Below are 24,613 nucleotides of genomic sequence, written 5' to 3' on the forward strand. Positions count from 1 at the left end.
CCGCAGTATCTAAAAGTCTAGACACTGCGGCATAGAGGTTTTGACGAGGAAAACACAGTCACAAATTTTAGGTGTTTTGAGGAGCAGATATATGATCTGTTGCAACTTCTGAACGAGGAAAAGTAGGTAAATCAAGACCACCATGATTTGTGTGGCGGTTTTTGAGTGCTAAACGATAACTTACACTTTGTAATTCGGCTTGTAATTGGCGATTTTCCTTTTGTAATATTACTACCTGATCTCGCACTGGTTTTATGCGTTCTTCAAACTTACGGCGGTAAATTTGGGGTAATTCCTCTACTACCTGCTCTAGCATTCTATTTCGATCAGTTAGGTTTTGCACTGACTGTCGTAGTTGGTAAATTTCGGTATCACGAGTCCTAATTTCCTCTTCGTAGCATCTCACCTGCTCTTCCACAGATTGAAGTTTATCTCTTAACACCTGCAATTGACTCAAATCTATCCCTGGATCAGTTTGTGGCGGTGTAAAGTTAGTCTTACTCTTGGCCAGCCGGAATAGCTCTTGAGATAATTGCTCTACTAATTGATCTCGCAGTTGTAACTCTTCTCGCAACCGGGACATTTCGGTAGAGAGTTCTGGAATGTTTGGTATATCAGATTGGTTCACAGTCACTTATACCCCTTGTATATAACTGTGATATTAACATTCCCGTTGTTTAAAAATATCCTGAATTTCCAGTTTACTGAAACTATTGACTATATCTGTATTTTTATACCATTACCTACCGATGAGGTAGGTGAACGGCTGATACTTGTCACCTAAAAATGTTGTTATTAGGCTGCTGCTTCTGCTTCTACTTTCTGCTTAGGAACTTCTTGCTTAACTGTCATATAGCGAATTACTTCTTCGCTTAATCTCATGGCGCGTTCCATAATAGCGATCGCAGTTCCAGGTCCAGTATAATTCATTTGCACATAAACGCCGTCACGATGCTTTTTAATTTCATAAGCCAGACGACGCTTACCACGGTTTTGAATTTCAATATTCTCAGCGCCGTTTTCCCGAATCAAGTTTTCATATTTGGCAATTTGTTGTACTATTTGCTCATCTCCCAAATCAGGACGCAGAATGTACATCGTTTCGTAAACTGTGGTCATATTCGTTAATTCACCTTTTGGACAAAATGGCTGAAGAGGTGTTAATTCATACAAATACTGCTGTTAGCGATACTTTGATTAATCAACTTCTCAAACAACAAGGAATTTTGACAATTTTTTAGCTATTCTATGTTAGCACAATTTTCCCCAATATTCCTTTCCTGCTCAACTTTATTTTTGGAGTAAATTTAGGAGGTTTTGCGTATTTATCTTATAATGTAACCAGTTTTCAATGACAATCATTAGTCAAATCCTGGTTTAATAAAGCAGATTTAAGGATATTCATTCAGGTTATGGCGCAGCGATATGTGCGAGTTCAAAGTCAAGAAGGTAAAATTTATTATGGGTTGCTCCAGTTATCCCAGAATGTGGAAGTGCTAGACGCTCCACCCTGGTTGCATGGTCAACCTACGGATTTAACCCTAGAACCCAACTGTTATACAATTCTAGCCCCCTGTGCGCCTTCCAAAATTGTCGCCGTGGGGAGGAATTATGTTGATCATGCAGCGGAAATGGGAGCGTCAGTACCGGTTGAACCGCTTATATTTCTGAAACCGCCTACATCTGTAATTGCGTCAGATAGAGAAATTAAATATCCCCACCAATCTCAAAGGGTGGACTATGAAGGAGAGTTGGCCGTTGTGATTGGCGATCGCACAACTAATTGTAGCCCAGATCAAGCCCAAAGTAAAATTTGGGGTTACACCATTGCCAATGATGTCACAGCCAGGGATTTACAACAAAAAGACCACCAATGGACAAGAGCTAAAGGTTTTGATACTTTTTGTCCTCTTGGTCCTTGGATTGTCCGAGAATTAAACCCAGGAGCTAAATTACAGACTTTTTTGAATGATCATCCCCAGCCCGTCCAATCTGCTTGTATTGATCAAATGGTATTTTCCCCAGATTTTTTGGTGTCTTATATCAGTCAAGTGATGACTTTATTACCTGGGGATATAGTATTAACTGGTACACCTATGGGTGTAGGAGCTTTGCAAATAGGCGATCGCATCTGTATAGAAATAGAAGGTATTGGTCGCCTAGAAAACACAGTTATCCGCAGTTAATCTTTAGCGTACCTGCATATAAACAGCATCGGAAATTGCCGGAATTTCCGCATATTTCCCCATTAACGACTGAGCGACGCAATAAACAACCGCTGCTACTATTCCCATAAAAATGGTTGTATAGAGTGTTTGCATAGCAAATCCACTACCAGGAACGAATTTGACAATATCAGTCAAAATGCTACATAAAAAGATCACAATATCTAAAATGATGGCTTGCATGGTGTTAAAACGAATAAAATGACTAATTTTCTCGTTTCTCACCACTAAAAGCCACAAAGCAAAGAAAATAATCATTCCTGCATAGGGAATACCAGAGTAAATTCTTAACAGAGGTAAAAGCGGTAAAAATATCAGTTTCAGCAGTGGAAAATCATTGAGAAAGAACTGACCGAAGGCAAACACCTCAATTAAAGGCAATAAATAAGGTAAACAAGCGAAAATTCGATCAGGGAAAGTTGTAGACCCGCGCCAAGACATTTTATATTCTCCTGTGGCTAAATTTCAACAGCTATTGAGCTTAGGATAACGCAGATGCTTGATCTTGATAACGAATCCAATTATTCTATATTGGCAACCCGAAAACCCATCATACACTCATATTGCTCTGGCTGTTGTTGGGTAAAATTATTAATTGCTTGACCACAGCGCAGTTTTCCCCCACTCCAGCGAGGTTGTCCCTTACCATTTGCCAATAAACAAGACTGACAAACTGTTTCTGGGCTAAGGATTTGATTATCGGTGAAAATAACTAACATCTAAATCCCTTTTTGTTATAATTAGGAGAAATTTATATGAATGATTTAGGAAATGATTGATAAAAAATTCTGGCAACCTTAGAAGGCTGCTAAATGTACTGGATTTGATTGTATCTTAGATGTCTAAAATTTTTGTTAAATTGAGTACCAAAAAATACATAAATTTAGATCACCACATTTACTAAAATCAAAAATTCCTATATGATCACATTTCTATCTCTCTAAAGAACTTCAGCCTAAATTCTGATCATAGACAGGTTGCCCGGTAACTTTGCTTGCATTTAATTTGTATGATTCTAGCGGGCAAGGAATTTGTATGATTCTAGCGGGCAAGATGCCCGCACCACAACATCTAGCCAGATGAGGATTATAAAATTTAGAGGCTTAATAGCTTAGGTTTAACCGTGATCTCGATTTTTACCAAATTCCCTAAGGATAATCAAAGTGACCAAAACTAACTCAGACTTCTTAAAAAATTCAGACCCTACCATTAACGAACTAATTAATCAAGAACTACAGCGACAACGTGATCACTTAGAATTAATTGCCAGTGAAAACTTTACCTCCCCTGCCGTATTAGCCGCCCAAGGTTCAGTATTGACCAATAAATACGCAGAAGGACTACCAGGTAAACGTTATTACGGCGGTTGTGAATTTGTTGACAAAATTGAACAAATAGCCATTGACCGAGCTAAACTGTTATTTGGCGCTGCCCATGCCAATGTCCAACCTCATTCTGGGGCGCAAGCTAATTTTGCCGTTTTCCTGACATTGTTAAAACCAGGAGACACAATTATGGGTATGGACTTGTCTCATGGGGGACATCTTACCCACGGTTCACCGGTGAATGTTTCTGGTAAATGGTTTCAAGTTCGTCATTATGGTGTCAGCAAAGAAACCGAACAATTAGACTATGATCAAATTCGGGATTTAGCTATTAAAGAACGGCCTAAACTGTTAATTTGTGGTTATTCAGCCTATCCCCGGATTATTGACTTTGAAAAATTCCGCAGTATTGCTGATGAAGTTGGCGCTTATTTACTCGCTGATATTGCTCATATTGCGGGTTTAGTCGCTACAGGTCATCATCCTAACCCCCTACCTTATTGTGATGTCGTCACCACCACAACCCATAAAACCTTACGTGGCCCCCGTGGCGGCTTGATTTTGACTCGTGATCCAGAATTGGGAGAAAAGCTGGATAAATCAGTTTTCCCAGGAACTCAAGGGGGACCTTTAGAACACGTCATTGCTGGTAAAGCCGTGGCATTTGGTGAAGCTCTTAAACCTGAGTTTACACAATATTCTGCCCAAGTTGTTGAAAACGCCCGCGCTTTAGCTACCCAACTGCAAAACAGAGGCTTTAAATTAGTATCTGATGGCACAGATAATCATTTAATGTTAGTAGATTTACGTTGTATTGACATGACTGGGAAAAAAGGAGATCAGCTAGTCAGCACCGTTAATATCACCGCCAACAAGAATACAGTTCCCTTTGATACTAAATCGCCTTTTGTTACCAGTGGTTTAAGATTAGGTTCTCCCGCTATGACTACCAGGGGTTTAGGTGTGGCAGAATTTACCGAAATTGGTAATATTATTGCAGATCGGTTACTTTCTCCAGATTCAGAAATAGTAACTGCGGATTGTTTGAGACGAGTTGCGACATTGTGCGATCGCTTTCCATTATATCCTCACATAGAAATTCCTGTACCAGTTTCTGTGACTAGATAATGAGTATTCCCAGTCTGAGACTGGGAACGAGATTTTCAATGGGTATTAATTTAGACTTTGGAAACCTCCTCTGATAATATTCCTCAATAATTACCAGGAATCATGACTTGATTAATCTAAAAACTCTCTCAAATTTGGTACATTTATCCAACTTCCTGTTTGATGAGATTCATGGGATAAATCCATTAATAATTGCGAATAAACCCCTTCTCGCAAAGAAGGTGTAGTTTGTTCATGGTTACTAATTCCTTTTACCCATTCATCAACAACACGCAGAAAAGCGCAAATCCGCCCATCATGATAATTTTGAGGAAAGAGAAATTCCTGGGGAATTGCTATTTCTTTTAAAGGTTCACCCGGTTGAGAACTCCAAACCTGAAAACCATGAATATAGTCTTTTTGATTTTTGCTACCTAAAACCAATGTTCCCTTATCTCCATATACTTCTATCCAATGGGTTTTAGGTGCATGAACAACCGCGCTAATAGAAACTTGGACAGGTATAGCATTTACTAATTCTAGAGATAATAAACAAGTATCATCACTATCAACTAATTGTAATTCACCGGTGGCAGGGTTAATTCTTTCAGGAATAGCAGTCATTAAATGAGCGTTCAATTTCCCAACTGCACCGAATAACCAGTTAATATAATCAAAAGCATGAGAACCTAAAGCACCTAATACACCACCACCTTTTTCTTGAGAAGAATACCAATTCCAAGGACGAGAAACATCAGCACGAGAAGAACCCAACCAGTCAATTTTAATTAACCGAATATTCCCTACATAATTTCTAGCTAGGAGTTGAGCGAAAAATTGCCATTGGGGAACAAACCGAAATTCAAAATCTACAGTAGCAATGACACCTTGACTTTTTGCTAACTGATATAATTCTTTGGCTTCATTGACATTTAAAGTTACAGGTTTTTCTAATAAAAGATGTTTACCAGCTTGTAAGACTTGTTTGGCCATTTCATAGTGTAAAAATGGTGGTGTAGAAATACTCACAGCTTCAACATCAGGTAAAGCCAGAATTTCTCCTAAATTATCACTAACATAGGGGATATTGTGATTTTCCGCAATAGTTTTAGCTTGATGAATATCTCGATGATAAACAGCGACAATTTTAGTATTATGATGTGCTTGAAATGCGGGAATGTGTACTTTTTGACCAAATCCTGTACCAACAATTGCTACCCCAATCATATCGAATTTTTTCAAGTTTATTTCAGTTTATTTAATCAATAATTGTAGCAAATAATTGACTTTTGAGAAACCTCAATGGCCAAAGTTATTAATCTGCTGTTTAATTAACAGGTAAAAACAATTGCCATTAAGTTAGTAAATACAAAATTCTCTCACCTACAGTTGAGGCTGGAGAATTAGTATCTTAATTGGGTAAATCTGCATCTTTATATGCTTTATTGACACGCATAATTTTTGCTCCTAATTGCTGCAACTTCATATCAAGTCGGTCATACCCCCGATCTAAATGTTGCAGTCCTTGAACTGTGGTTGTTCCTGATGCTGCTAACCCTGCTAAAACTAAGGCTGCGGAAGCTCTTAAATCCGTACCTATCACTGGTGCGCCCGATAACATTGGCACGCCGCGAACAAAAGCAGTGTTACCTTTGACACGAATATCTGCCCCCAAACGGTTCAACTCAGAAGCATGACGCAAGCGATTTTCAAACACTGATTCATTAATAATACTATCCCCTGCCGCCAAAGTTAATAAAGCCATAAAAGGCGCTTGCATATCCGTGGGAAAACCGGGATGAGGCAAGGTATCAATATTGATAGCTTTCAGGGTTTTAGCGGGTAAAATCCGTAAACAATCCTCACATTCTTCAACAATTGATACACCTATTTCCTGTAATTTGGCAATGACGGGAATTAAATGCTCAGGTGCAACTGGGGATAGAAGCAATTCAGAGCGTGTAATTGCTCCAGCAATTAAAAATGTTCCAGCCTCAATCCGGTCAGGAATAATGGTATAATCTGTAGGGTGTAATTTAGGTACACCAACTATAGTAATTGTACTTGTTCCCGCACCTTGAATTTTTGCACCCATTGAGTTACAGAAGTTGGCTAAATCTACTACTTCTGGCTCTCTGGCGGAATTTTCTAAGATAGTTTCCCCGTCTGCTAAGGTAGCAGCCATCATTAATGTTTCTGTCGCTCCGACACTAGGAGTGTCTAAGTATATTTTCGCGCCTCTTAATCTGCCATTATTTCCGGGAACGTGAGCATGACAAATACCATGTTCAATTTGCACCTCAGCACCCATGGCTTGCAGTCCCCGAACGTGCAAATCTACCGGTCTAGCACCAATGGCACAACCTCCTGGTAAAGGCATCTGTACTACTCCTAACCGGGCTAAAATTGGACCAATAGCAAAGAAGCTGGCTCGTAGTTGGGTAACAAGTTCATAAGGGGCTTTAGATGTGGTAATTTCACGAGCATCAATATCTAAAATATCACCTTCCCTACTTAAACGTAGTCCTAAAGCTGATAAGACTTGTCCCATGCTATCTACGTCCGCTAATAAAGGAACGTTACGAATGCGACAATCACCGGAACATAGTAAAGTTCCTGCCATGATTACCAGTGCCGAATTTTTAGCCCCGCTAATTTTTACATGACCAGACAAAGGACGGCCACCACAGATTTGCAAGACTGAGGAGTCTGCATCTGTTGACTTGGCATCTGGTAAGCTGCTAGAAGAATTAATAAGCCTCCCTCCCAAAAAATACGTAATTATAAAGTATTGATGTTTGTTTTGATTTTACATTAACAATCCTCTAGCCGGAAGCTGGAAGATTTTTCACACTTATTATCAACTGCTTTAAAGTCGTTAGATTCTATCATGGACTATGCCGGGTTGATTGGAAAAATCGGTATTGGCTACATGGGAGAAAAATTTCAGAACTACCCAATACCTATGCCAATTTTCCAAAAATAAGTCCCAAACCCAATAAAATCCTTACTCTATCAGTAGGGTTTTAGGGTGTTGACGAAGGTATTGTTACCCGTTCCCCATTTTCGCAAATTTTTTCTTGACAAATGCAAATAGTTAAGCAACAATAATAAACTATGATGTAAATACAATTCAATGTCAGCGGAACTGGCGGAATTGGCAGACGCGCTAGATTCAGGTTCTAGTGCCGCAAGGCTTCCGGGTTCAAGTCCCGGGTTCCGCATATCAATTTCGCGTTAAACAATGGGGATTAAACCCCCAGCACAACTGGACTAAAAGCCTTTGACTCGATATTTACCGACCATTGCTATTGCTTCTGACTTTTGACTTCCGCCCCGCGGTACTACCTTAAGTCTGGATTTATAATCTAAGCAGCTTCGGTAAATCAAATGCGAAAATAATTTTCCATGACTAATTGATAAAATATTTGATAAAATATGGCGTAAAATATGGCGATCGCTATTGATTTTGGTACAAGTAACACAGTAATCACTCGTTGGAATCCCGTTACCAAACAGGCAGAAACCCTTAATTTACCTGGGTTATCAACGCAACAATATCTTAATCCCCCACTGATTCCCAGTTTAGTGTATGTAGAAAATGCCAAACTTGGTAAAATTATAGCTGGTCAACAGGTATGTGATCGCGGTTTGGATCTGAAAACCGATACCAGATTTTTCCGTAACTTTAAACGGGGAATTGGTGCAGATATCCAGGGATTTTTACCAGAACTTGATGGTAAAAATATTACTTTTGAACAAGTGGGAAAATGGTTTTTAACTGAAGTAATTGCAGAATTGGCAATCATCGAAGGGGGTATAGATTCTTTGGTTTTAACCGCACCTGTAGACAGTTTTGAAGTCTATCGTTACTGGTTAGCTAAAGTTTGTCAATCACTACCCGTCCAACAGATACGGATGTTAGATGAACCCACCGCTGCGGCTTTAGGATATGGTTTAACAGATCCAGGAACTTTGTTAGTTATTGACTTTGGTGGTGGAACTTTAGATTTATCTTTAGTCAGTTTAGATCAAGGAACACAAGCCAAAACAAAACCCCTGGGATTTCTGCTCAAATGGGGTGATAGAAGTCTTGGTGAAGATTCTAAACAAAAGACCAAAACAGCGCGTGTATTGGCGAAAGCAGGGCAAAATCTGGGCGGAACTGATATTGATAACTGGATAGTAGATTATTTTGCTAAAACCCAAGGATTACCAGTTAGTTCCCTGACAGCACGGTTAGCGGAACGGGTGAAAATTCAGTTATCTACTCAAGATCAAGCTGGTGAAGTTTATTTTGATGATCAGACCTTTACAAGTTATGAAATGGATCTTGATCGTGATACCTTTGAGAATATTTTGCAGGAAAAGGGATTTTTCGACAAACTGGATAGTGTCATGATGACGCTATTACAAAAAGGGCGGCGCTACGGTATAGAAATTGATGATATTAATACAGTATTATTGGTCGGTGGAACTGTCCAATTACCAGCAGTACAGGGGTGGGTAGAACAGTATTTTCAACCAGAAAAAATCCGTCGTCAACTGCCTTTTGAAGCTATCGCTCAGGGTGCGTTACAAATCACTCAAGGAATACAAATCAAGGACTATCTCTATCATAGCTATGGTGTGCGTTATTGGGATCGTCGCAATCAGCGACATAATTGGCATCCTATCATTAAAACCGGACAAGTTTACCCCATGAGTCAACCGGTAGAATTAGTTTTGGGTGCTTCTGTGGAAAATCAACCAAGTATTGAATTAATAATTGGGGAATTAGGAGCAGAAAGCAGCGCAACAGAGGTATATTTTGATGGTGATGCCTTTGGACAGCACGGCTACCGTTTAATTACTCGTGAGCTTGATAGTACCGCAACCATTGTCAAGCCCCTTAATGATACAGCAGAAGCCAGTAAAATCGCTAAACTCACACCTCCTGGGTTTCCGGGAAGCGATCGCATTAAAATCTATTTTCAAGTTGATGAACAACGGTTTTTAAGAATTACCGTTGAGGACTTATTGACAAATAACACCTTATTAGAAAATCAACTTGTGGCACAATTGAGTTAAATCCCACATTTTTTAATCCGAGCTTTAGTAATCATATATTAACCTTCATTTACAGCAAATTGTCATCAAACCTGGAACAACAACAACAACCCCACCCCCAACCCCCTCCAATATCAAAAGTTTATCCTTTTCTTCCCCCCGCTGCGGGGGGATTCAGGGGGGTGCGATGAGGGGGCTAGGATGTACCTTATATGACCGGAAATCGCTGTAAAATCATGGTTAATCTCCTTGTTTACTCTTCATTCTAGTCATAATATTACCCAAATTAGAGTAATATTCCTTGTTTAATGTTCTACAAATCTATGGCAATTATTCCTCTATTATTTAGGTTCTTATCTTTTTGAAAATATTCTAAAAAAGTATCATAATCGTTAGCATAAGCTGATGTAGGAAAAATTTCACCTCCATAAATTTTCTTTTGTGACAACCTTTTATTTCTACCAGCATCTAATAAGTTTATATCTAAATTACATATAAAAAGATACATCCCTCAAAAGGATTAATACGATTATTAATTTTCACTTTACCTCTAGTTTTGTGAGACTAACTTCAGACATTGTTCCAAGTCATCCCCTACCCATGTACCAGCATGACGTAAAATTGAACGTCCTGAAGCTGGCCTATAGTTAGTGTTTTCTGATAAACTTGTTTCTTGTTTATATTTAATAAATTCCACAAATTCATCAATAAATTTCAAATTTTCTGGTGAGATAGTTAATAAATTTTGTTCGATTTTTTGTCTTAATTCCAGAGAGTTCATGATTTTGATATCCTAATTACAATCAATATTTTTCATTTTTATAAAGATTGATTTATGATCCTATAAGATCATAGCATAACTTCTGGTTTGTGAAAACTCTATTCTAAAAATCATTTGTCAGAATCAGAATATCCAGGATTTAAGGATTTACAGGATGTTTAAATATACCCAACTTCTTTGATTAGTTCTATCATGTTATAGATGAATTATTTAAGAAGTCGGGGATATACTACTTGATTAATTGTTTAATCTCCTGCTTTATCTCCTGGCGTTTATTCTCAATTTGAGTTAATATCTCATGTTTAGATTGGTCAAAATTCCTCAACTCTTGCTGCTCGGTTTCAATATCATTTAATGCCTTATCATAGAAATTTATAGCTTCCTCAATGTTTAATTCATACTCTTCTACCATTTCTTCAGCTACCTTTCTAAAATCTTCTCTTACCTGGTTTCTAGCATTACGTAGCTCACGTTTATATTCTTCATATTCTTTTTCTTCTTTAGCTGTCATAGCTGCATCCAATGCTACACCACCAATAGCAATAACTGGTCCTAAAACTCGGATAAATTTAGCTGCCTTTATAGCACCAAATGGTTTAAATTTAAACCCCAGAAATTTTCCTGTCTTATAAACTAATTTTCTGGATACTTTGGATGATAAATTTCCAATTTCTTGCAGGATTTCACCACCTTTTTTTTCTAAGATTGATTGTCCAAATTCATCAGGAATATTAGGATCGCTAATCCTCTTACCATCTACTAAATCAATAACTATTTCCCTATCAATAGTTTTACCTAATTGAGAGTTTTGTAAGTCTTCTAATTTCTTTTGAAGGTTTGTTAATTCTTCTTCTAAAACAGCTTGAATTTTTCCTATAATCTTCTCTGACAAAGTGGTAATTTCTTGTGTGACTTTTTCTATTTCTACTTCAATTTCTTCCTTCGCATGGTGTCCATCAATCATACTAGCTATTTTTTCACTTAGCATGATCACTTCATGTTTAAGTTTAGCCAATTCAGAACGATAAGCATTTCTAGCTCTAGTTTGAGATGCTTGTACGATGATTTTTTCGCGTCGTAATCTCTCTAATAAATTACGGGTTGTTTTATCACCTGTACTTAAAAAGTTTAGTGATTTCTCTAGAGTATCAACAGCACGATGTAAAGGAGTCACTAATTTAGCGGAAAGTTCATTTTTTTGAATTAGCTTTTGCAGAGAATCAAGAAAATCATGAAAATTAGATTTAGTTTGTAAAGATTGCTGATATTTGATATATTTAGGGTCTTGAGATTTGAGGTAGGAATCAGCATCAATAAAACAGGTGTAAAATTGTTGAGGATAAAATGGTTCTATAACTTGTGTAATTGTTGATAATAAATCTTGGGGACTTCCTGATTCACGACTCATTTTATTAACTACTAGCACCATTTGGCCAACTCTCTGCATTTGGTTAGCTACTTTTTGGAAAAATGCTGCACCTTGGGGGTTAAATAATTCATTGGGAACGACAAACACTAATAAATCACATTTAGAAATTCTTTCTGAAGTAATACCATCATGTTGTTTATTACCTGCATAAATTCCTGGCGTATCTAATAGTAATACATCTTGCCAAGCATACTCTGTAACTTTATCAGTACATATTTCTGCACTAATTCTCACGCTTTCATCTCTAGTTAAGGCTTTAATTAAAGTAGATTTACCAGCGTTGTACTGTCCAATAAAAGCAATAGATAGTTTTTTCTGTTGTTGATATTTTTCCCAGGAGTCTTGAAAATCATCAACTAATTTTTTAACTTCATCTTCTGTCCGAATTTCTAAAATATCTATTGTTTCTTGGCAAAGTTGGTTAACTTTCTGGGATTTAGCATTAAATTGAAAATTTGACATTGTTTTATTCTCCTGATGTAATTATTTTAATTTATCGAAATCTTCTTGCATTTGTTTGTTTATTTTTGCAATTTCATGGCAACTATCATCTAATTTTTGAATTATTTCCGATAATCCCTGAATATATATTTTTATTTGAGAAACCACTTTATTCTCATATTCAATTACATTCTTAAAAAATGAATCTTCATAGGCTTTTATTGTGATATCTCTTTTTTGTTTTACCTGTTTTTTCAGTGAATCTTTTTCTTTTGCAATATCCTTTTTATAATTTTTATCATCATCTGCTTTTTTCCAGTCACCAGCAAAACTACCACCCATACTAGCAAGAGTAGTTACTAACCCTGCTCCCACAACCCACCCTCCAGGATTCCACCAATTTGCTGCTACAAAAGCTGCTGCACCAACAGCACCAACAGCTACACTACCCCATTTTATCCACTTTCCTGTATCGTCTTTGTTAATGTTACTCAAATTCATTGCCATATCAATTTGAATATTTTTCAGATCATATTCATATTCCTGTTCAAATTCCTTGAGTTTTTCTCCTAAATCTGAAAATATTGCCTCTATACAAGATTTCATAGTTTCTTCAATATTTTTTTCATTAACTATTTTCTTCCATTCTCTCTGTCTTCTATTGATATCCATATCTGAATAATTATCAACAAAATTACCTATTTGATTTTCTATCAGATCATATAAAGAGTCACATTTATCTTTAATTTTTCTATCACCTTCTTTTTCGATTTCTGCAAATATCTTTTCGATTTCTCTTTGTTTGTGTTCCATAAAGTTTAACTGAACAGATAACTGAGATTTGGCAGCAGCTAATTTTTGATTAATTGAATTTATAAAATTTTTCAAGCTATCAGCGAAAGTTGATAAGCGTAAATTCTTACCATGAGTATAAATTTGATAGGCAATTAAAGAATATAATTCCTCTATTTTACTCAACTCCCAAAGTTGACTACTATACTCTTGATATTCTGATTTGGTACTCAAAAACCCAGATTGAGCATGAATAGGAACTATATCTACATTATCTAAATTCAAATATTCCTGAATGTGACTTTGAATATGATTTTTATGTTGTGATAACCTATCTTCATCAAATACCATTTTTGGAATATCAATGAACATCTTTAAATCTTCTAAATTATTAGAAATATCATGTTTAACATTGAGAATTACAGCAAAGTATTTATTAATTTTCTGCAATTGTGCCATTGCTTGAAATTCACCAGGTTGCACAGAATCATCACTAGTTAAAAACAAAACAATATCAGATTGATCAATAATATCATTAGCTTTATTTGTATCATCATCACCTTGATAAGCCTCAATTCCAGGTGTATCCAGTAACCGTAAACCTTCCCAAGAATATTCTTTTACATCTCTGGTTGTACGTTGTGAACCTTTACCAATTGTGCTACCATTACCGCGAGTTAGTGTTTCTCGTAAGGTACTTTTACCAGCTTTAGTTCTGCCAAATAAAGCAACTGTAAAATTTTTGAGATGTTTTCTTTTCTTATCTAAAGAAATAACCAAATCTTCTAAACTATCTTCAGATAATGTTTTAATATCTGACTGTATTTGTTTTAATGTAGTAGCAAATTGGAATTTATCAGCACCTTTTTTACTTAAAATCTCATAATTGATTGCTATAATATAGCTATTAAGTTTTTTGATAGCTGATTCTATTTTATGTGCATAGATTGAACTACGATTATAGGCGGAGTTAGCTGTTTCTGAGCATTTTCTTAATGCCTCTTCAAATTCAGTTTGAGATACTTTACCTTTTGGGATTTCTACTTGATCATTAGATGTATTTCTGTTATTTTTAGATTTGTTTGATTGAGAATAATCATAGTTATTTTGTGGATATAAATCAAAATTATGATACCAATTTGGATCAAAAGTTTTGATTTGTTTTCCGTAAATTTTTACAGTTTTAATGGATGTTAATTTGAAATTGGCTATTTCTCTCATGATAACTGGTAACAGTTGATCTTTTTTTGTAACTGCCACTGACTCCAGGGCTATTTTGAGACAATCATTTTTAACAGAGACTTTGGCAATAATGCCGTCAAAGGTTAAGGCTTGGTTAAGCCGATGAGCGATCGCTTCTGTATCAATTTTCATAAACCAGCATCTTTTTTACACAGCATCATTATAAATCACCTGAGTAAGCATTATACTAAACCTAACCCATCTAAACCAGTATTTGTTAAATATATTTACATTAATCAGGATGATTTTAATAACATATTTTTCATACCTACTCAAGTCACAACTTTTATTAAATCCTGTAAATCCTCAAATCCTGGACATCCTGATATGGCTACGCCACGCTTCGCTATCAGACAATTATTTATTTTAATTTGTAATTAACCAGGACTTACGCAAAAAGAACCGAATTTGGGGTAATTCATGAATTACCCCTACCCAAGAATAAGGTGTTCAGCCACATCTTACGTAAGTCCTATTAACTACTAAAATATTAATACTATGAACTTGTTATCTCCCTAGCACCCCATGACCACCATTAAAGAAAAACTCATTGCGTCAATTGAAAACGCACCAGAACCTATTCTGGAACAAACCCTCGACTATCTCGAATATCTCAAAACCAAAATAAATGCTTCTGCTATTAAATCAAGCAGTATTCCTGTAAAAGATGGAGAACCAATATTACGCGGATCTAAAGCCAAAGATTTGCTACAATTTGCTGGAACTTGGCAAGGTGATGACTTTGAGAAATGTCTCCAGCTTGTTTACGATACCCGATCTGAAGCTGAATTTTGATGTATCTTTTAGACACTAATCACTGTAGACGCACTACAGTCTACAGTATAAGTAATTCGTTGTTTGCGTTAAATCAGTTAGTTATTAGCAAATTCTGCAAAAGAATCATTTTTAATTTATTTAGTTCCCTGTCGCACTGCTTTTGTAGAAATATACAATTCGCTTAGTTAATTCCAAGGAGAAATAATTTCAGTAATTATATCAGAATATTGAATTTCTGTTTCCAAGTTATGCTTATTTTTTAAATGTTCAATTATACTATTACAGTTATTTTTTGCATCCTCTGGTGATTCACCAAATGTAACAATATCTTCTGTACTATTGATAACCCATTTTAGAATGGTTTCATCAGGGTAAATATCTTTATCCAAATTTAAAACTGGTTCTTTTATAGAAACTGGTTCTTTTATAATAAGTCTATAGAGATAGATAGGCTTTCGGGAGGATACATTATAATTATTGCTACTTTCAATAAAATTATTTCTTATATATTTTAGTTTATCAAATAAATCACTAGAAATAACTCTATTCATTATATAGAATTCACTAAAACTTAATTCCTCTTTAAACTTATCTAATATCTCTTCATAATCATTAAAAAACTCATTCTGTAACTTTCCTAAATTATTAGTTAAATAACGTTTTGATAAATAGTAGCTTGTGAATATACCAAAAATAGAAGTTGTTAAGATGGCAATTTTAACAATTATTAAAGTTCTTTGATATTGAGGTTTATACTCAGTTTCATTAACATGAGTTTTCTTAACTGTAATATGTTCATCTAATTCAATTAAGAAACGTTCAATATAATTAGAACATTGTTGTAATTCATTTGAATATTTGGAGATTATATCAATATCTTTTTCATCATAAATGCCTATCTTATTCAATGCTGTCTCATAGGCTTTAGAAGTGAGCAGATCATTTTTGTAGATTTTTATATAATTGATATTTTCTTTAATTGAAGTAAATAATAAATAAAGATTAATAAACTGTAATGATTTTACTTGTGAATCAATAGAGTTTCTAAATAAAACAGATATTTCTCTCTTTTCTTTATCATCTGCTAATTTTTTTAAAAATCCATTAGTACAGAAACCTCCTACAATTGTAAATAAAAAGGCAATGTTAGAGTTATTTTTAGCCCAACATTGAATTGAAGGCCAACAAATATAAATAATCTCAAAAAGAAAGCCAGATGCTATAAAAATAAAACTTGAGATTAAAATTCCTGGAGGATTTTCATTATATTGAGGAATTTTAACAGAAAATATAGATTTTAATATCAGTATTCCAGCAATTGAAAATCCAATAATTGCTGGTAAAACTTCTGTAATGCTGTGGAAATTATTAACAACCATGATTAAATAATTTAAGTAAAAATTAATTGAAAGTAGTTTATTATTTTTGTTGATAAATAGAGTCTCATTACTTGAGAAAGTTATTTAAAAATTACTTCCTCTCTAATCTCAATATCCAAAGCACGTTGAACTTTCAAAATTTTTGTGAAACTAGAATTAGCATATTGATTAGCCTCATCACGTTGCACCTGTTGTTCCTTCACATTTAAACGTTTGGCTAATTGTCCCTGAGTTAAACCGCGAAAAATTCGAGCTTTAATCAATGCTTCTGGTAATTCTTCTAAAGAATTACATTCTAACTTTTCTATTTGCTGTGCTTTCAATTTTTCATATTCTTCGACTTGTTCTGATAGTTCTTCTATTTCACCATTAAGTGAAGCTAGATATGATTGATGCCGTAACTGTTCATTTTTATTATCTTGTGGGGGTACTTTTTTTTCCAGATTTTCTATTGCTGATTGAAATTTTTTTATCTGAGCTTTAGTAATCATATATTGACGTTCATTCAAAATCATTGTTAACCTCCTTATTTACTCTTCATTCTAGTCAGAATATTACCCAAATTAGAGTAATATTCTTTGTTTGATGTTCTATAAATCTATGGCAACTATTCCTCTATTATTTAGGTTCTTATCTTTTTGAAAATATTCTAAAAAAGTATCATAATCATTAGCATAAGCTGATGCAGGAAAAATTTCACCCCCATAAATCCTCTTTTGTAACAGTCTTTTATTCCTACCAGCATCTAATAAGTTTATATCTAAATTACTTAGAAGCTCAAAATCTACTTTTTCATCATCCCAACAAATATCAAAGTCTTTTGGATATGTTTTTCTACTAACAAAACTACCACCAATATAAATTCTATTACACCCTGCTTGTTTTAATATTTCACTAACTCTTTTCATACCTTCTAAAAGTTGTTGACGGTCTTCATTAAAAGCTAGAACATCTTTGATTTCTTCCCAGGTGGAAGGATGAATACCAGCAGGTAAATTTCCATTTTGCTCGAACTTTGGGATCATTTTCAGTTATCCTTTTTCCGTTAACTACAGTAAACATGAACTTCTCCTTTGAGTGGGTTTGAAAGTGTTTGAAAGTGTTTGAAAGTATTTGATAATCTGATTATAACACAACTTTTTTGTTGTGTCTACTCTGATGGAAAATTTACCCACAAAAAAAGCGGGCTAACCGCTGATTAGAAGGTTAACCCGTTTCACTTTGGGAACGCGCTAGAGAAATTGTTACTGCAATACCAACTTAACGTTAGCGTTTTGCAGACCGCGCTGTTTTACTTCAGCCAAAGTCTTATTAACAGCGTATTTTTGGTTAATAGAGTTGATTAACTCAGTCTGGTTGTGCTTCTTAGCAACACCCCAAAGGTCAGCAATGAGGTCAAAAGAACCGTCACTGTTACGAGACCAACCTAAATCGTACTCGCCTTCCAATACAGCAACGATGTCGGAGCGGAGACGTTGACCATTATAACCACGAACATCAGCTTCAGTTTTTACACTGATACCCAAGTCGCGCAAAGAAGATTTGAGAATTTCGGCATCGGTGATCTTGGTACGCAGAGTGCTAAAGTGAGACATTTGGGTTTCCTCCAATAAGAAGATTGATGAGAAAAACGACAACGGTTCTTTTTTTTCAGCGAAGCCGCATGATTTGGGAACGGCTTTTTTCTAACTGTTAGTCTTGTGACTAACCTTTCCCCCTGATATAGCAGAGGAAAGCTTTTAAAACTCCATGCGCTGATATTCAGCAACAGAGGAGGCTGCGGGTCTAGCACGCTGTCTGGCCCAGTCCCTTAAGGCTGTGACCTGTTCTTGCATCGTTCGTGACAGCGGCAAAGTAGACTTCAATGCAGCAATAATATCTAATTGGGTGAACTCCCGATCTTGGGCGAAGGCTTCATACATAGCCGCCACGACCGCCTGTTCAATTTCTGCCCCCGAAAAGCCATCGGACATTTTTGCTAGTTGTCCTAAATCAAATCTAGCAATATCTTCCCGGCGTTTGGTCAGGTGAATACCGAAGATATCCTGACGTTCTTCAGGTGTGGGCAGATCCACAAAGAAAATTTCATCAAAACGACCTTTCCTCAAAAACTCCCCAGGTAGGCGTTCTACGCGGTTAGCAGTGGCCATTACGAAAACTGGAGATTTTTTTTCTTGCATCCAGGTGAGGAAAGAGCCGAAAATTCTGTTTGATGTCCCCCCATCAGAATCGCCAGAACCACCGCTACCCGCAAAGGATTTATCCAATTCGTCAATAAACAGAATCGTGGGGGAAATTGATTCTGCCGTTTTCAGGGCGTTCCGCAGGTTGGCTTCACTGCGACCCACCATTGAGCCGTCGTAGACCCGCCCCATATCTAATCTCAGAATTGGTAAACCCCATAAACGGGAGGTAGTTTTAGCAATTAGTGACTTACCACAACCGGGAACACCGAGAATTAACATTCCTTTAGGTTGAGGCAAACCATATTCTCTCGCTCTTTCGGTAAAGGCGTTCGAGCGCTGGGTTAGCCAGGTTTTCAACTCTTCCAAACCACCCACGGCATCAATGGTTTCATCTTCTTCGAGGTACTCCAAGATACCGTTACGGCGGATGAGTTGTTTTTTTTCAGACAGAACTATATTAACTTCATTTTCCGTCAATTGCCCCGTTGTTACCTGTGCTTTACGGTATACTTTTTCAGCTTCATCTTTAGTTAGACCTAAAGCCGCTCGAAGAAGCCTTTCTCGCGCCTCGGTTGTCAGCCGTCGTTCCCGATTTTGCTCTTGATGGGCAGTTAAAACTTTATTCAACTCAGCCATGTCAGGCAATTGAAAATCTAAAACAACAACTTCTTTTTCTAATTCAATGGGAACTTGTTGCACAGGGGACATTAAAATAATGTTCTTGTGCGTTCCTTTGAAACTAGCGATCGCGTCCCGGAGCGATCTAGTCGTTGCTGGCGCATCAATAAAGGGATGTAAATCTTTAAGAATAAATATACTGGCTTCTTTTTGACGAATTATCCAATCAATCGCTGCTTCGGGAGAAACAGTATTGTGTTGGGTTGTACTGCGAGGTTGACCGTACTCCACGATACCGTGAGTTACTGTCCACACATATACTCGCCTTTGGGGCTTTAACTCTTGAGAGACTTTAAAAATTGCCTGCTCTGCCCGTTCTTCCTCGGAGGTCACAAGGTAGATTAAAGGGTATTGAGCTTGAATTAAAATATTGAGCTCTTCTTTCATACTATCGACCTACTTGAGACCTTATAGAGACAGCACTAATAACGGTAGCCTGGCCTGAAGCCATACTATGAATTAATCATTAACAATTCCTATCTAGCAAGGGACTAATTCTTCCTCACTCTTAGGATGGGTTTGATCTTTTTCTCTGTTGTCAATAGGTAAACATTCTTCACCTATTATTCCCGCTGGATTACCCAAATCCACTAGTTCTCCATTCCGTAACACCAGTGAAGTTTCACAAGTAGGACAGGAATAAAGCCGATGGGTTCGCCCATAAGAAGACGCTTCTAATTCTTCTACTACTTCTGAGTTCGTCAGGTAGAAATTAAGCGCTCGTTCTGCCATATCTGACATCGGTTCTGAGTCAACAGCAGAACGAATTTTCAGTCTTCTGTGCAATTCTGGCGACAAATATAGCGTAACCTTTTGCTTAGTTTGCATATCACTTTCTAGTGGTCTTACCCGGGTATGTATATCACTCTATCTGTTCTTTTCTTGGTTGTCAAGATGGTAAGCCGTTTTAATGGCTATTTTGTTACATTTCTTAATAATATAGTTATTGACTAGGATTTACATAGAAAAATAAAGTAATATTAAATACATAATAGTCCGATATTTAAATCCAATGTTAAAAATTATTTCCGCAAAAATTTATTTCCGCAAAAACCATTTACGCTACTACATAGCGATTACTTTCATGTATCCGGGCGATCGCTAGTGCCAGTCTCATAAGTCTTGATCGATTAAATGTAAATGCAAACAAGTAGTTGATGGAAAGGATGTTATGACTAATCTTCTTCAGGCCACTCTCAACAAGACCTATAACCAACTGAAAAACTTTGCTGGTTTAAATGACTTCTGGAATTTGTTTGAAATAGCATTTGGCACACAATATGACCATACAGTAGCCGTAAATCTCCGTTCTCAATGGCTTGTAGGTGATTTTAGTTCATTTCCGCAAATTGAAATTCTTGATAGTAGCATTCTTGGTAACGCTAGTGGTGCTTATGGGACTAGCACGAATAAGATTTATCTCGCTTCTAATTTTCTTGATACAGCTACGGAGACAGACATTATTGCGGTTTTGTTAGAAGAATACGGGCATTTTATTGATGCTCATATCAATCAGACGGATAGCGCTGGTGATGAGGGAGACATTTTTTCTAGGTTGGTGCGTGGTAATATTCTCAGTGCTGTGACATTACAGACTTTGAAAGGTGAGAATGACTGGGCAACAATTACTGTAGGTGGACAGAGTATTCAGATAGAGCAAGCGCTTGCACCAGCCGACTTAGTATTGGCGTCGACTTACTTATTCAATCAAGATGTTAAGGATAATTTTTGGTATGAAAATGTCCAAACAATGCCTTCGGCGATTGGTGGGCCTGTTGCATTCAGGGCGCGGTTTAAAAACATTTTGTTACCTTCTGGCAGTACTCCTGCCATTATTCCTAATATCCCTTATGCTCCCATACCTACAGGTGCGCTAGATGGTCCAGCCGCACCCAATACAACATTGATTGATCCGCTAGATTCCACGGAGAAAGGACTACTTATCCATACCTCTGTAAATGGGCCAGGTTCAAGTCCATTTTTTACAAATTTATGGGAACCCACAGATCAAGCTAATTTAGTCCTTGCTAATTCATTCGCAAACAACCTAGGAAATGCGACAAACACCCTAACAAGAGAACTACTTGCTGAGGATACATTCAAGGGATCAACTGTAAATTTAGGTTATTTATCCCGTTCTCCAGGTAGCTATATTAAAGCAACTTTAGTTTGGACAGGAGTTCCTGGCGGCGGTCTTAGCACGGATGCTAACTTAAATTTGACGTTAGCGGGGAATAATAGTGGTTTAATTTACACTCCTAGTTTTTTACCGCTCAATACTGCTAGTTTTTTACCTTCTGGTATGGGGTTTAATGGAACAGATAATGTTGCTGGCGGTACTATTAACGCGGTTGATTACATCGAACAAATTTATATTCCAGCAGCTAGTTTAGATCCGTGGGACAGTGCTTACAAGGTTACGGTTGGTGGGACGCTAGGTTCTGTATCCCCTATTACAGGTCAAGATTTTTCCATCTTTTTCAGTGTTGCGGGTGTTGTCGGTAAGGGTCACGGTTGGGGTGATGTACATCTGTCAACTTTTGATGGAAAACCCTATGAATTTCAAGCCGTTGGGGAGTTTATTCTTGTCAAATCCCTGATAGATGATTTTCAAGTGCAAACTCGCCAAGAAGCTTCACCTTATTGGATTGGTGCTTCAGTCAATACTGCTTTTGCTATAAATCTTGGTGGTTACATTATTAACTATGATATAGATTTAGCACAGGATCAAAGACTATCTATTGATGGACAAAGTTACAATTTATTGAGTGGTGAAACCCTTGATTTGGGTATCGGTCAGATAAAACGTCAAGGCTCTCAATATACCTTTACTTATGCTGGTCTAGATGGTATTATTAATACCAATGACGATGATCTAGTAACAGCTTTTGTCTATGAGGATACGATTAACACTAGTCGATATTATATTAATATTGATGTTAATCCTGCTGATTATCGTTTTGGTTTGTTGCAAGGACTTTTAGGTAATGGCGACGGTATTACTAGCAATGACTTTGCCTTGCGTGATGGTACTAACTTACAATTGAATCCTGGACAGTGGGAAAATAACCCTATCGTCCATACTACATTTGCTGATAGTTGGCGTGTTACTCAGGCAGAATCTCTCTTTCCTACAACCACAACACGAACCGCTGCTGCTTCTAGTTTTGCTTCAGACATTATTATTGATCCCAAACCTGTAGACCCCTTTGATCCCCAAGCCGTAGCTGCTGCTTTTGCTTTGGTTAATGCGGCAGGAGTTGCGGCAGGACAATTTCAAGTTGGTGCAGTAATAGATTATCTTCGTACTGGAGATCCAAGCTTTATCAAGTCGGCTAAACAGTTTGGTGACTTCGTACTTCAAGATGACAAGGGAGTAATCCAACTTGGAAGCATCCAAGGCAGTAAATGGAACGATGCTAATGCTAATGGTATCTGGGACACGGGTGAACGAGCCTTAGCCGGTTGGACAATTTACATTGATAGCGTTACCAATGGACAATTAGATCCTTGGGAACTTTCCACAGTCACTAACGCTGATGGTCAATATACCTTCAGCAACTTAGGACCAGGAGAATATGCCATCCGGGAAGTGAATCAAACAGGCTGGAGACAAACCTCTCCCACCACTCCCTATGCAGTCAACTTGACAGCGGGGCAAACATTGACTGGCATTAATTTTGGCAACTACTTTCAGTTACCCACGATTAATCTTAGTCCCAGCAATCAGACTGTTGTTGAAGGTTTAACCACTCCTCAAAACGCCTCCTACACCGTCACTCTTTCCCAAGCAAGCAACCAAACCGTCAGCGTTAACTATGCTACTGCTAACGGTACTGCAACGGCAGGATTAGACTACACCGCCACCAATGGCACTCTAACCTTTGCCCCTGGTGCTACTAGTCAAGTCATCAATATTCCCATTCTCAATGATTCCCTTAATGAGGCAGATGAAACCTTTACTTTAACTTTGTCTTCTCCTACTAATGCTAGTCTTGGTGCGGTGACAACAGTTACTACGACGATAACCGATACTCTCACAGCCTCTGTCACCACGACTTTACCAGCGAATGTGGAAAACCTAACCCTGACAGGAGCAGCAGCAATTAACGGTACAGGAAACGCAGGTAATAACGTCATCACTGGTAACGGTGCTAATAACATCCTCAACGGTGGTGCTGGTACAGATATTTTAATTGGTGGTTTAGGCAATGATATTTACGTTGTAGATAGCGCCACTGACACCATTACGGAACTTGCTAATGGAGGTACAGATACCATTCAATCTAGTGTTACTTACACTATTGCCGCTCTTGCTAACGTTGAAAACCTAACACTGACAGGAGCAGCAGCAATTAACGGTACTGGTAACGCGGGTAATAACGTCATTACTGGTAACGGTGCTAATAACATCCTCAACGGTGGTGCTGGTACAGATACCTTAATCGGTGGTGCTGGTGACGATATTTACGTTGTAGATAGCACCACTGACATCATTACGGAACTTGCTAATGGAGGTACAGACACCATTCAATCTAGTGTTACTTACACCATTGCGGCTCTTGCTAACGTTGAAAACCTGACTTTAACAGGAACAGCAGCAATTAACGGTACTGGTAACGGGGGTAATAACGTCATTACTGGTAACGGTGCTAATAACATCCTCAACGGTGGTGCTGGTAATGACATCCTCACTGGAGGATTTGGAAAAGATACCTTAACTGGAGGGCTGGGAGCAGACCGTTTTGACTACCGCACTTTAGCTAATTCTGCCTTGGGTATCTTTGATGTCATTACCGACTTCAATGCTACTACTGGCAATGATTTATTCCTCGTTACCACTGCCCGCAGCGGGTTCAATAATGTTACCACACCTGTGGCAACACTTGATGCAACCGGAATTGCAGCTAGGTTAACTACTGCTGTGTTTACAGCTAACTCTGCTGCTCAATTTACCTTTGGTACTCGTACTTTTGTCGCTATTAACGACGCTACCGCAGGATTTAGTGCCACTACTGATGCCATCATTGAGGTGACAGGTTTAACTGGTACTTTAGGAATCAGTAACTTTACCACTGCTTTAGTGTAGCTTCTGGTATCCTTGAGGTGAAACACAATGTAGAGACGTTTCATGAAACATCTCTACATTATCGTTATGCTAATAAGCAATAATTTACATTTTTACGTTTAGGCACATTTAGA

Annotated in this window: 20 protein-coding genes and 1 tRNA gene; 6 read left to right on the forward strand and 15 right to left on the reverse strand. The window is 37.3% G+C overall.

Annotation, left to right across the window (positions count from 1 at the left end):
- Positions 1–67: 67 nt before the first annotated feature.
- Both H6G25_RS06905 and rpsF read right to left on the reverse strand, forming a co-directional pair.
- Entirely contained in the window at positions 68–628 is a 561-nt protein-coding gene (locus H6G25_RS06905; RefSeq protein WP_190391843.1) for an Npun_F5560 family protein, read from the reverse strand.
- Positions 629–795: 167 nt separating this feature from the next.
- The gene (gene rpsF / locus H6G25_RS06910; RefSeq protein WP_137906831.1) at positions 796–1,119 is read right to left on the reverse strand and encodes a 30S ribosomal protein S6; all 324 of its coding nucleotides are present in this window, start codon (positions 1,117–1,119) and stop codon (positions 796–798) included.
- A gap of 293 nt (positions 1,120–1,412) precedes the next feature.
- On the opposite strand from rpsF, the gene H6G25_RS06915 reads away from it, so the two are divergent.
- The gene (locus tag H6G25_RS06915; RefSeq protein WP_190391844.1) at positions 1,413–2,186 is read left to right on the forward strand and encodes a fumarylacetoacetate hydrolase family protein; all 774 of its coding nucleotides are present in this window, start codon (positions 1,413–1,415) and stop codon (positions 2,184–2,186) included.
- 3 nt (positions 2,187–2,189) lie between these two features.
- Here H6G25_RS06915 and H6G25_RS06920 read toward each other — a convergent pair whose 3' ends face one another.
- Together H6G25_RS06920 and H6G25_RS06925 are read right to left on the reverse strand one after the other, a co-directional pair.
- Positions 2,190–2,666, reverse strand: a complete 477-nt coding sequence (locus H6G25_RS06920) for a Tic20 family protein (protein WP_190391845.1) — start codon at positions 2,664–2,666, stop codon at positions 2,190–2,192.
- 80 nt (positions 2,667–2,746) lie between these two features.
- Positions 2,747–2,944 (reverse strand): hypothetical protein, encoded by a 198-nt coding sequence (locus H6G25_RS06925; protein ID WP_028082437.1) that lies wholly within the window; start codon positions 2,942–2,944, stop codon positions 2,747–2,749.
- 444 nt (positions 2,945–3,388) lie between these two features.
- On the opposite strand from H6G25_RS06925, the gene glyA reads away from it, so the two are divergent.
- Positions 3,389–4,678, forward strand: a complete 1,290-nt coding sequence (glyA, locus tag H6G25_RS06930) for a serine hydroxymethyltransferase (protein WP_190391846.1) — start codon at positions 3,389–3,391, stop codon at positions 4,676–4,678.
- Positions 4,679–4,789: 111 nt separating this feature from the next.
- Here the strand turns inward: glyA and H6G25_RS06935 are convergent, their stop codons facing one another.
- Both H6G25_RS06935 and murA read right to left on the reverse strand, forming a co-directional pair.
- On the reverse strand, positions 4,790–5,884 hold the full coding sequence (locus H6G25_RS06935; protein ID WP_190391847.1) for a Gfo/Idh/MocA family oxidoreductase: 1,095 nt from the start codon (positions 5,882–5,884) through the stop codon (positions 4,790–4,792).
- Between the two features lie 184 nt (positions 5,885–6,068).
- Complete coding sequence (gene murA, locus H6G25_RS06940) at positions 6,069–7,427, reverse strand: UDP-N-acetylglucosamine 1-carboxyvinyltransferase (RefSeq protein ID WP_190391848.1); 1,359 nt, start codon at positions 7,425–7,427, stop codon at positions 6,069–6,071.
- A gap of 372 nt (positions 7,428–7,799) precedes the next feature.
- Here murA and H6G25_RS06945 point away from each other — a divergent pair.
- Together H6G25_RS06945 and H6G25_RS06950 are read left to right on the forward strand one after the other, a co-directional pair.
- Positions 7,800–7,881, forward strand: a tRNA-Leu gene (locus tag H6G25_RS06945).
- 226 nt (positions 7,882–8,107) lie between these two features.
- Positions 8,108–9,727 carry an Hsp70 family protein gene (locus tag H6G25_RS06950; RefSeq protein WP_190391849.1) on the forward strand — a complete coding sequence of 540 codons (1,620 nt, stop codon included), beginning with the start codon at positions 8,108–8,110 and terminating at the stop codon, positions 9,725–9,727.
- Positions 9,728–10,256: 529 nt separating this feature from the next.
- Here H6G25_RS06950 and H6G25_RS06955 read toward each other — a convergent pair.
- The 3 genes from H6G25_RS06955 to H6G25_RS06965 form a co-directional block, all read right to left on the reverse strand.
- The gene (locus H6G25_RS06955; protein ID WP_242034902.1) at positions 10,257–10,487 is read right to left on the reverse strand and encodes a hypothetical protein; all 231 of its coding nucleotides are present in this window, start codon (positions 10,485–10,487) and stop codon (positions 10,257–10,259) included.
- Positions 10,488–10,716: 229 nt separating this feature from the next.
- Positions 10,717–12,378 carry a GTPase gene (locus H6G25_RS06960; protein ID WP_190391850.1) on the reverse strand — a complete coding sequence of 554 codons (1,662 nt, stop codon included), beginning with the start codon at positions 12,376–12,378 and terminating at the stop codon, positions 10,717–10,719.
- 21 nt (positions 12,379–12,399) lie between these two features.
- Positions 12,400–14,409 (reverse strand): GTPase, encoded by a 2,010-nt coding sequence (locus H6G25_RS06965; RefSeq protein WP_190391851.1) that lies wholly within the window; start codon positions 14,407–14,409, stop codon positions 12,400–12,402.
- A 507-nt stretch (positions 14,410–14,916) separates the two neighbouring features.
- Here H6G25_RS06965 and H6G25_RS06970 point away from each other — a divergent pair.
- A complete protein-coding gene (locus tag H6G25_RS06970) occupies positions 14,917–15,186 on the forward strand; it encodes a hypothetical protein (RefSeq protein ID WP_190391852.1) in 270 nt (89 codons plus the stop codon).
- Positions 15,187–15,353: 167 nt separating this feature from the next.
- On the opposite strand, the gene H6G25_RS06975 is transcribed toward H6G25_RS06970, so the two are convergent.
- From H6G25_RS06975 to H6G25_RS07000, 6 genes are all read right to left on the reverse strand, one after another.
- A complete protein-coding gene (locus H6G25_RS06975; RefSeq protein WP_190391853.1) occupies positions 15,354–16,547 on the reverse strand; it encodes a hypothetical protein in 1,194 nt (397 codons plus the stop codon).
- Positions 16,548–16,627: 80 nt separating this feature from the next.
- Positions 16,628–17,062, reverse strand: a complete 435-nt coding sequence (locus H6G25_RS06980; RefSeq protein WP_190391854.1) for a helix-turn-helix domain-containing protein — start codon at positions 17,060–17,062, stop codon at positions 16,628–16,630.
- A 75-nt stretch (positions 17,063–17,137) separates the two neighbouring features.
- On the reverse strand, positions 17,138–17,572 hold the full coding sequence (locus H6G25_RS06985) for a hypothetical protein (RefSeq protein ID WP_190391855.1): 435 nt from the start codon (positions 17,570–17,572) through the stop codon (positions 17,138–17,140).
- A 219-nt stretch (positions 17,573–17,791) separates the two neighbouring features.
- Complete coding sequence (locus H6G25_RS06990; protein ID WP_015081375.1) at positions 17,792–18,142, reverse strand: DUF1257 domain-containing protein; 351 nt, start codon at positions 18,140–18,142, stop codon at positions 17,792–17,794.
- Positions 18,143–18,286: 144 nt separating this feature from the next.
- The gene (locus tag H6G25_RS06995; RefSeq protein ID WP_028091052.1) at positions 18,287–19,798 is read right to left on the reverse strand and encodes an AAA family ATPase; all 1,512 of its coding nucleotides are present in this window, start codon (positions 19,796–19,798) and stop codon (positions 18,287–18,289) included.
- 93 nt (positions 19,799–19,891) lie between these two features.
- The gene (locus H6G25_RS07000; protein WP_137907001.1) at positions 19,892–20,239 is read right to left on the reverse strand and encodes a hypothetical protein; all 348 of its coding nucleotides are present in this window, start codon (positions 20,237–20,239) and stop codon (positions 19,892–19,894) included.
- A 343-nt stretch (positions 20,240–20,582) separates the two neighbouring features.
- Between H6G25_RS07000 and H6G25_RS07005 the strand changes: the two genes are divergently transcribed.
- Complete coding sequence (locus H6G25_RS07005; protein WP_190391856.1) at positions 20,583–24,500, forward strand: bluetail domain-containing putative surface protein; 3,918 nt, start codon at positions 20,583–20,585, stop codon at positions 24,498–24,500.
- Positions 24,501–24,613: the final 113 nt, after the last annotated feature.

The sequence above is a fragment of the Dolichospermum sp. FACHB-1091 genome (assembly GCF_014697585.1).
Classification (GTDB): domain Bacteria; phylum Cyanobacteriota; class Cyanobacteriia; order Cyanobacteriales; family Nostocaceae; genus Dolichospermum.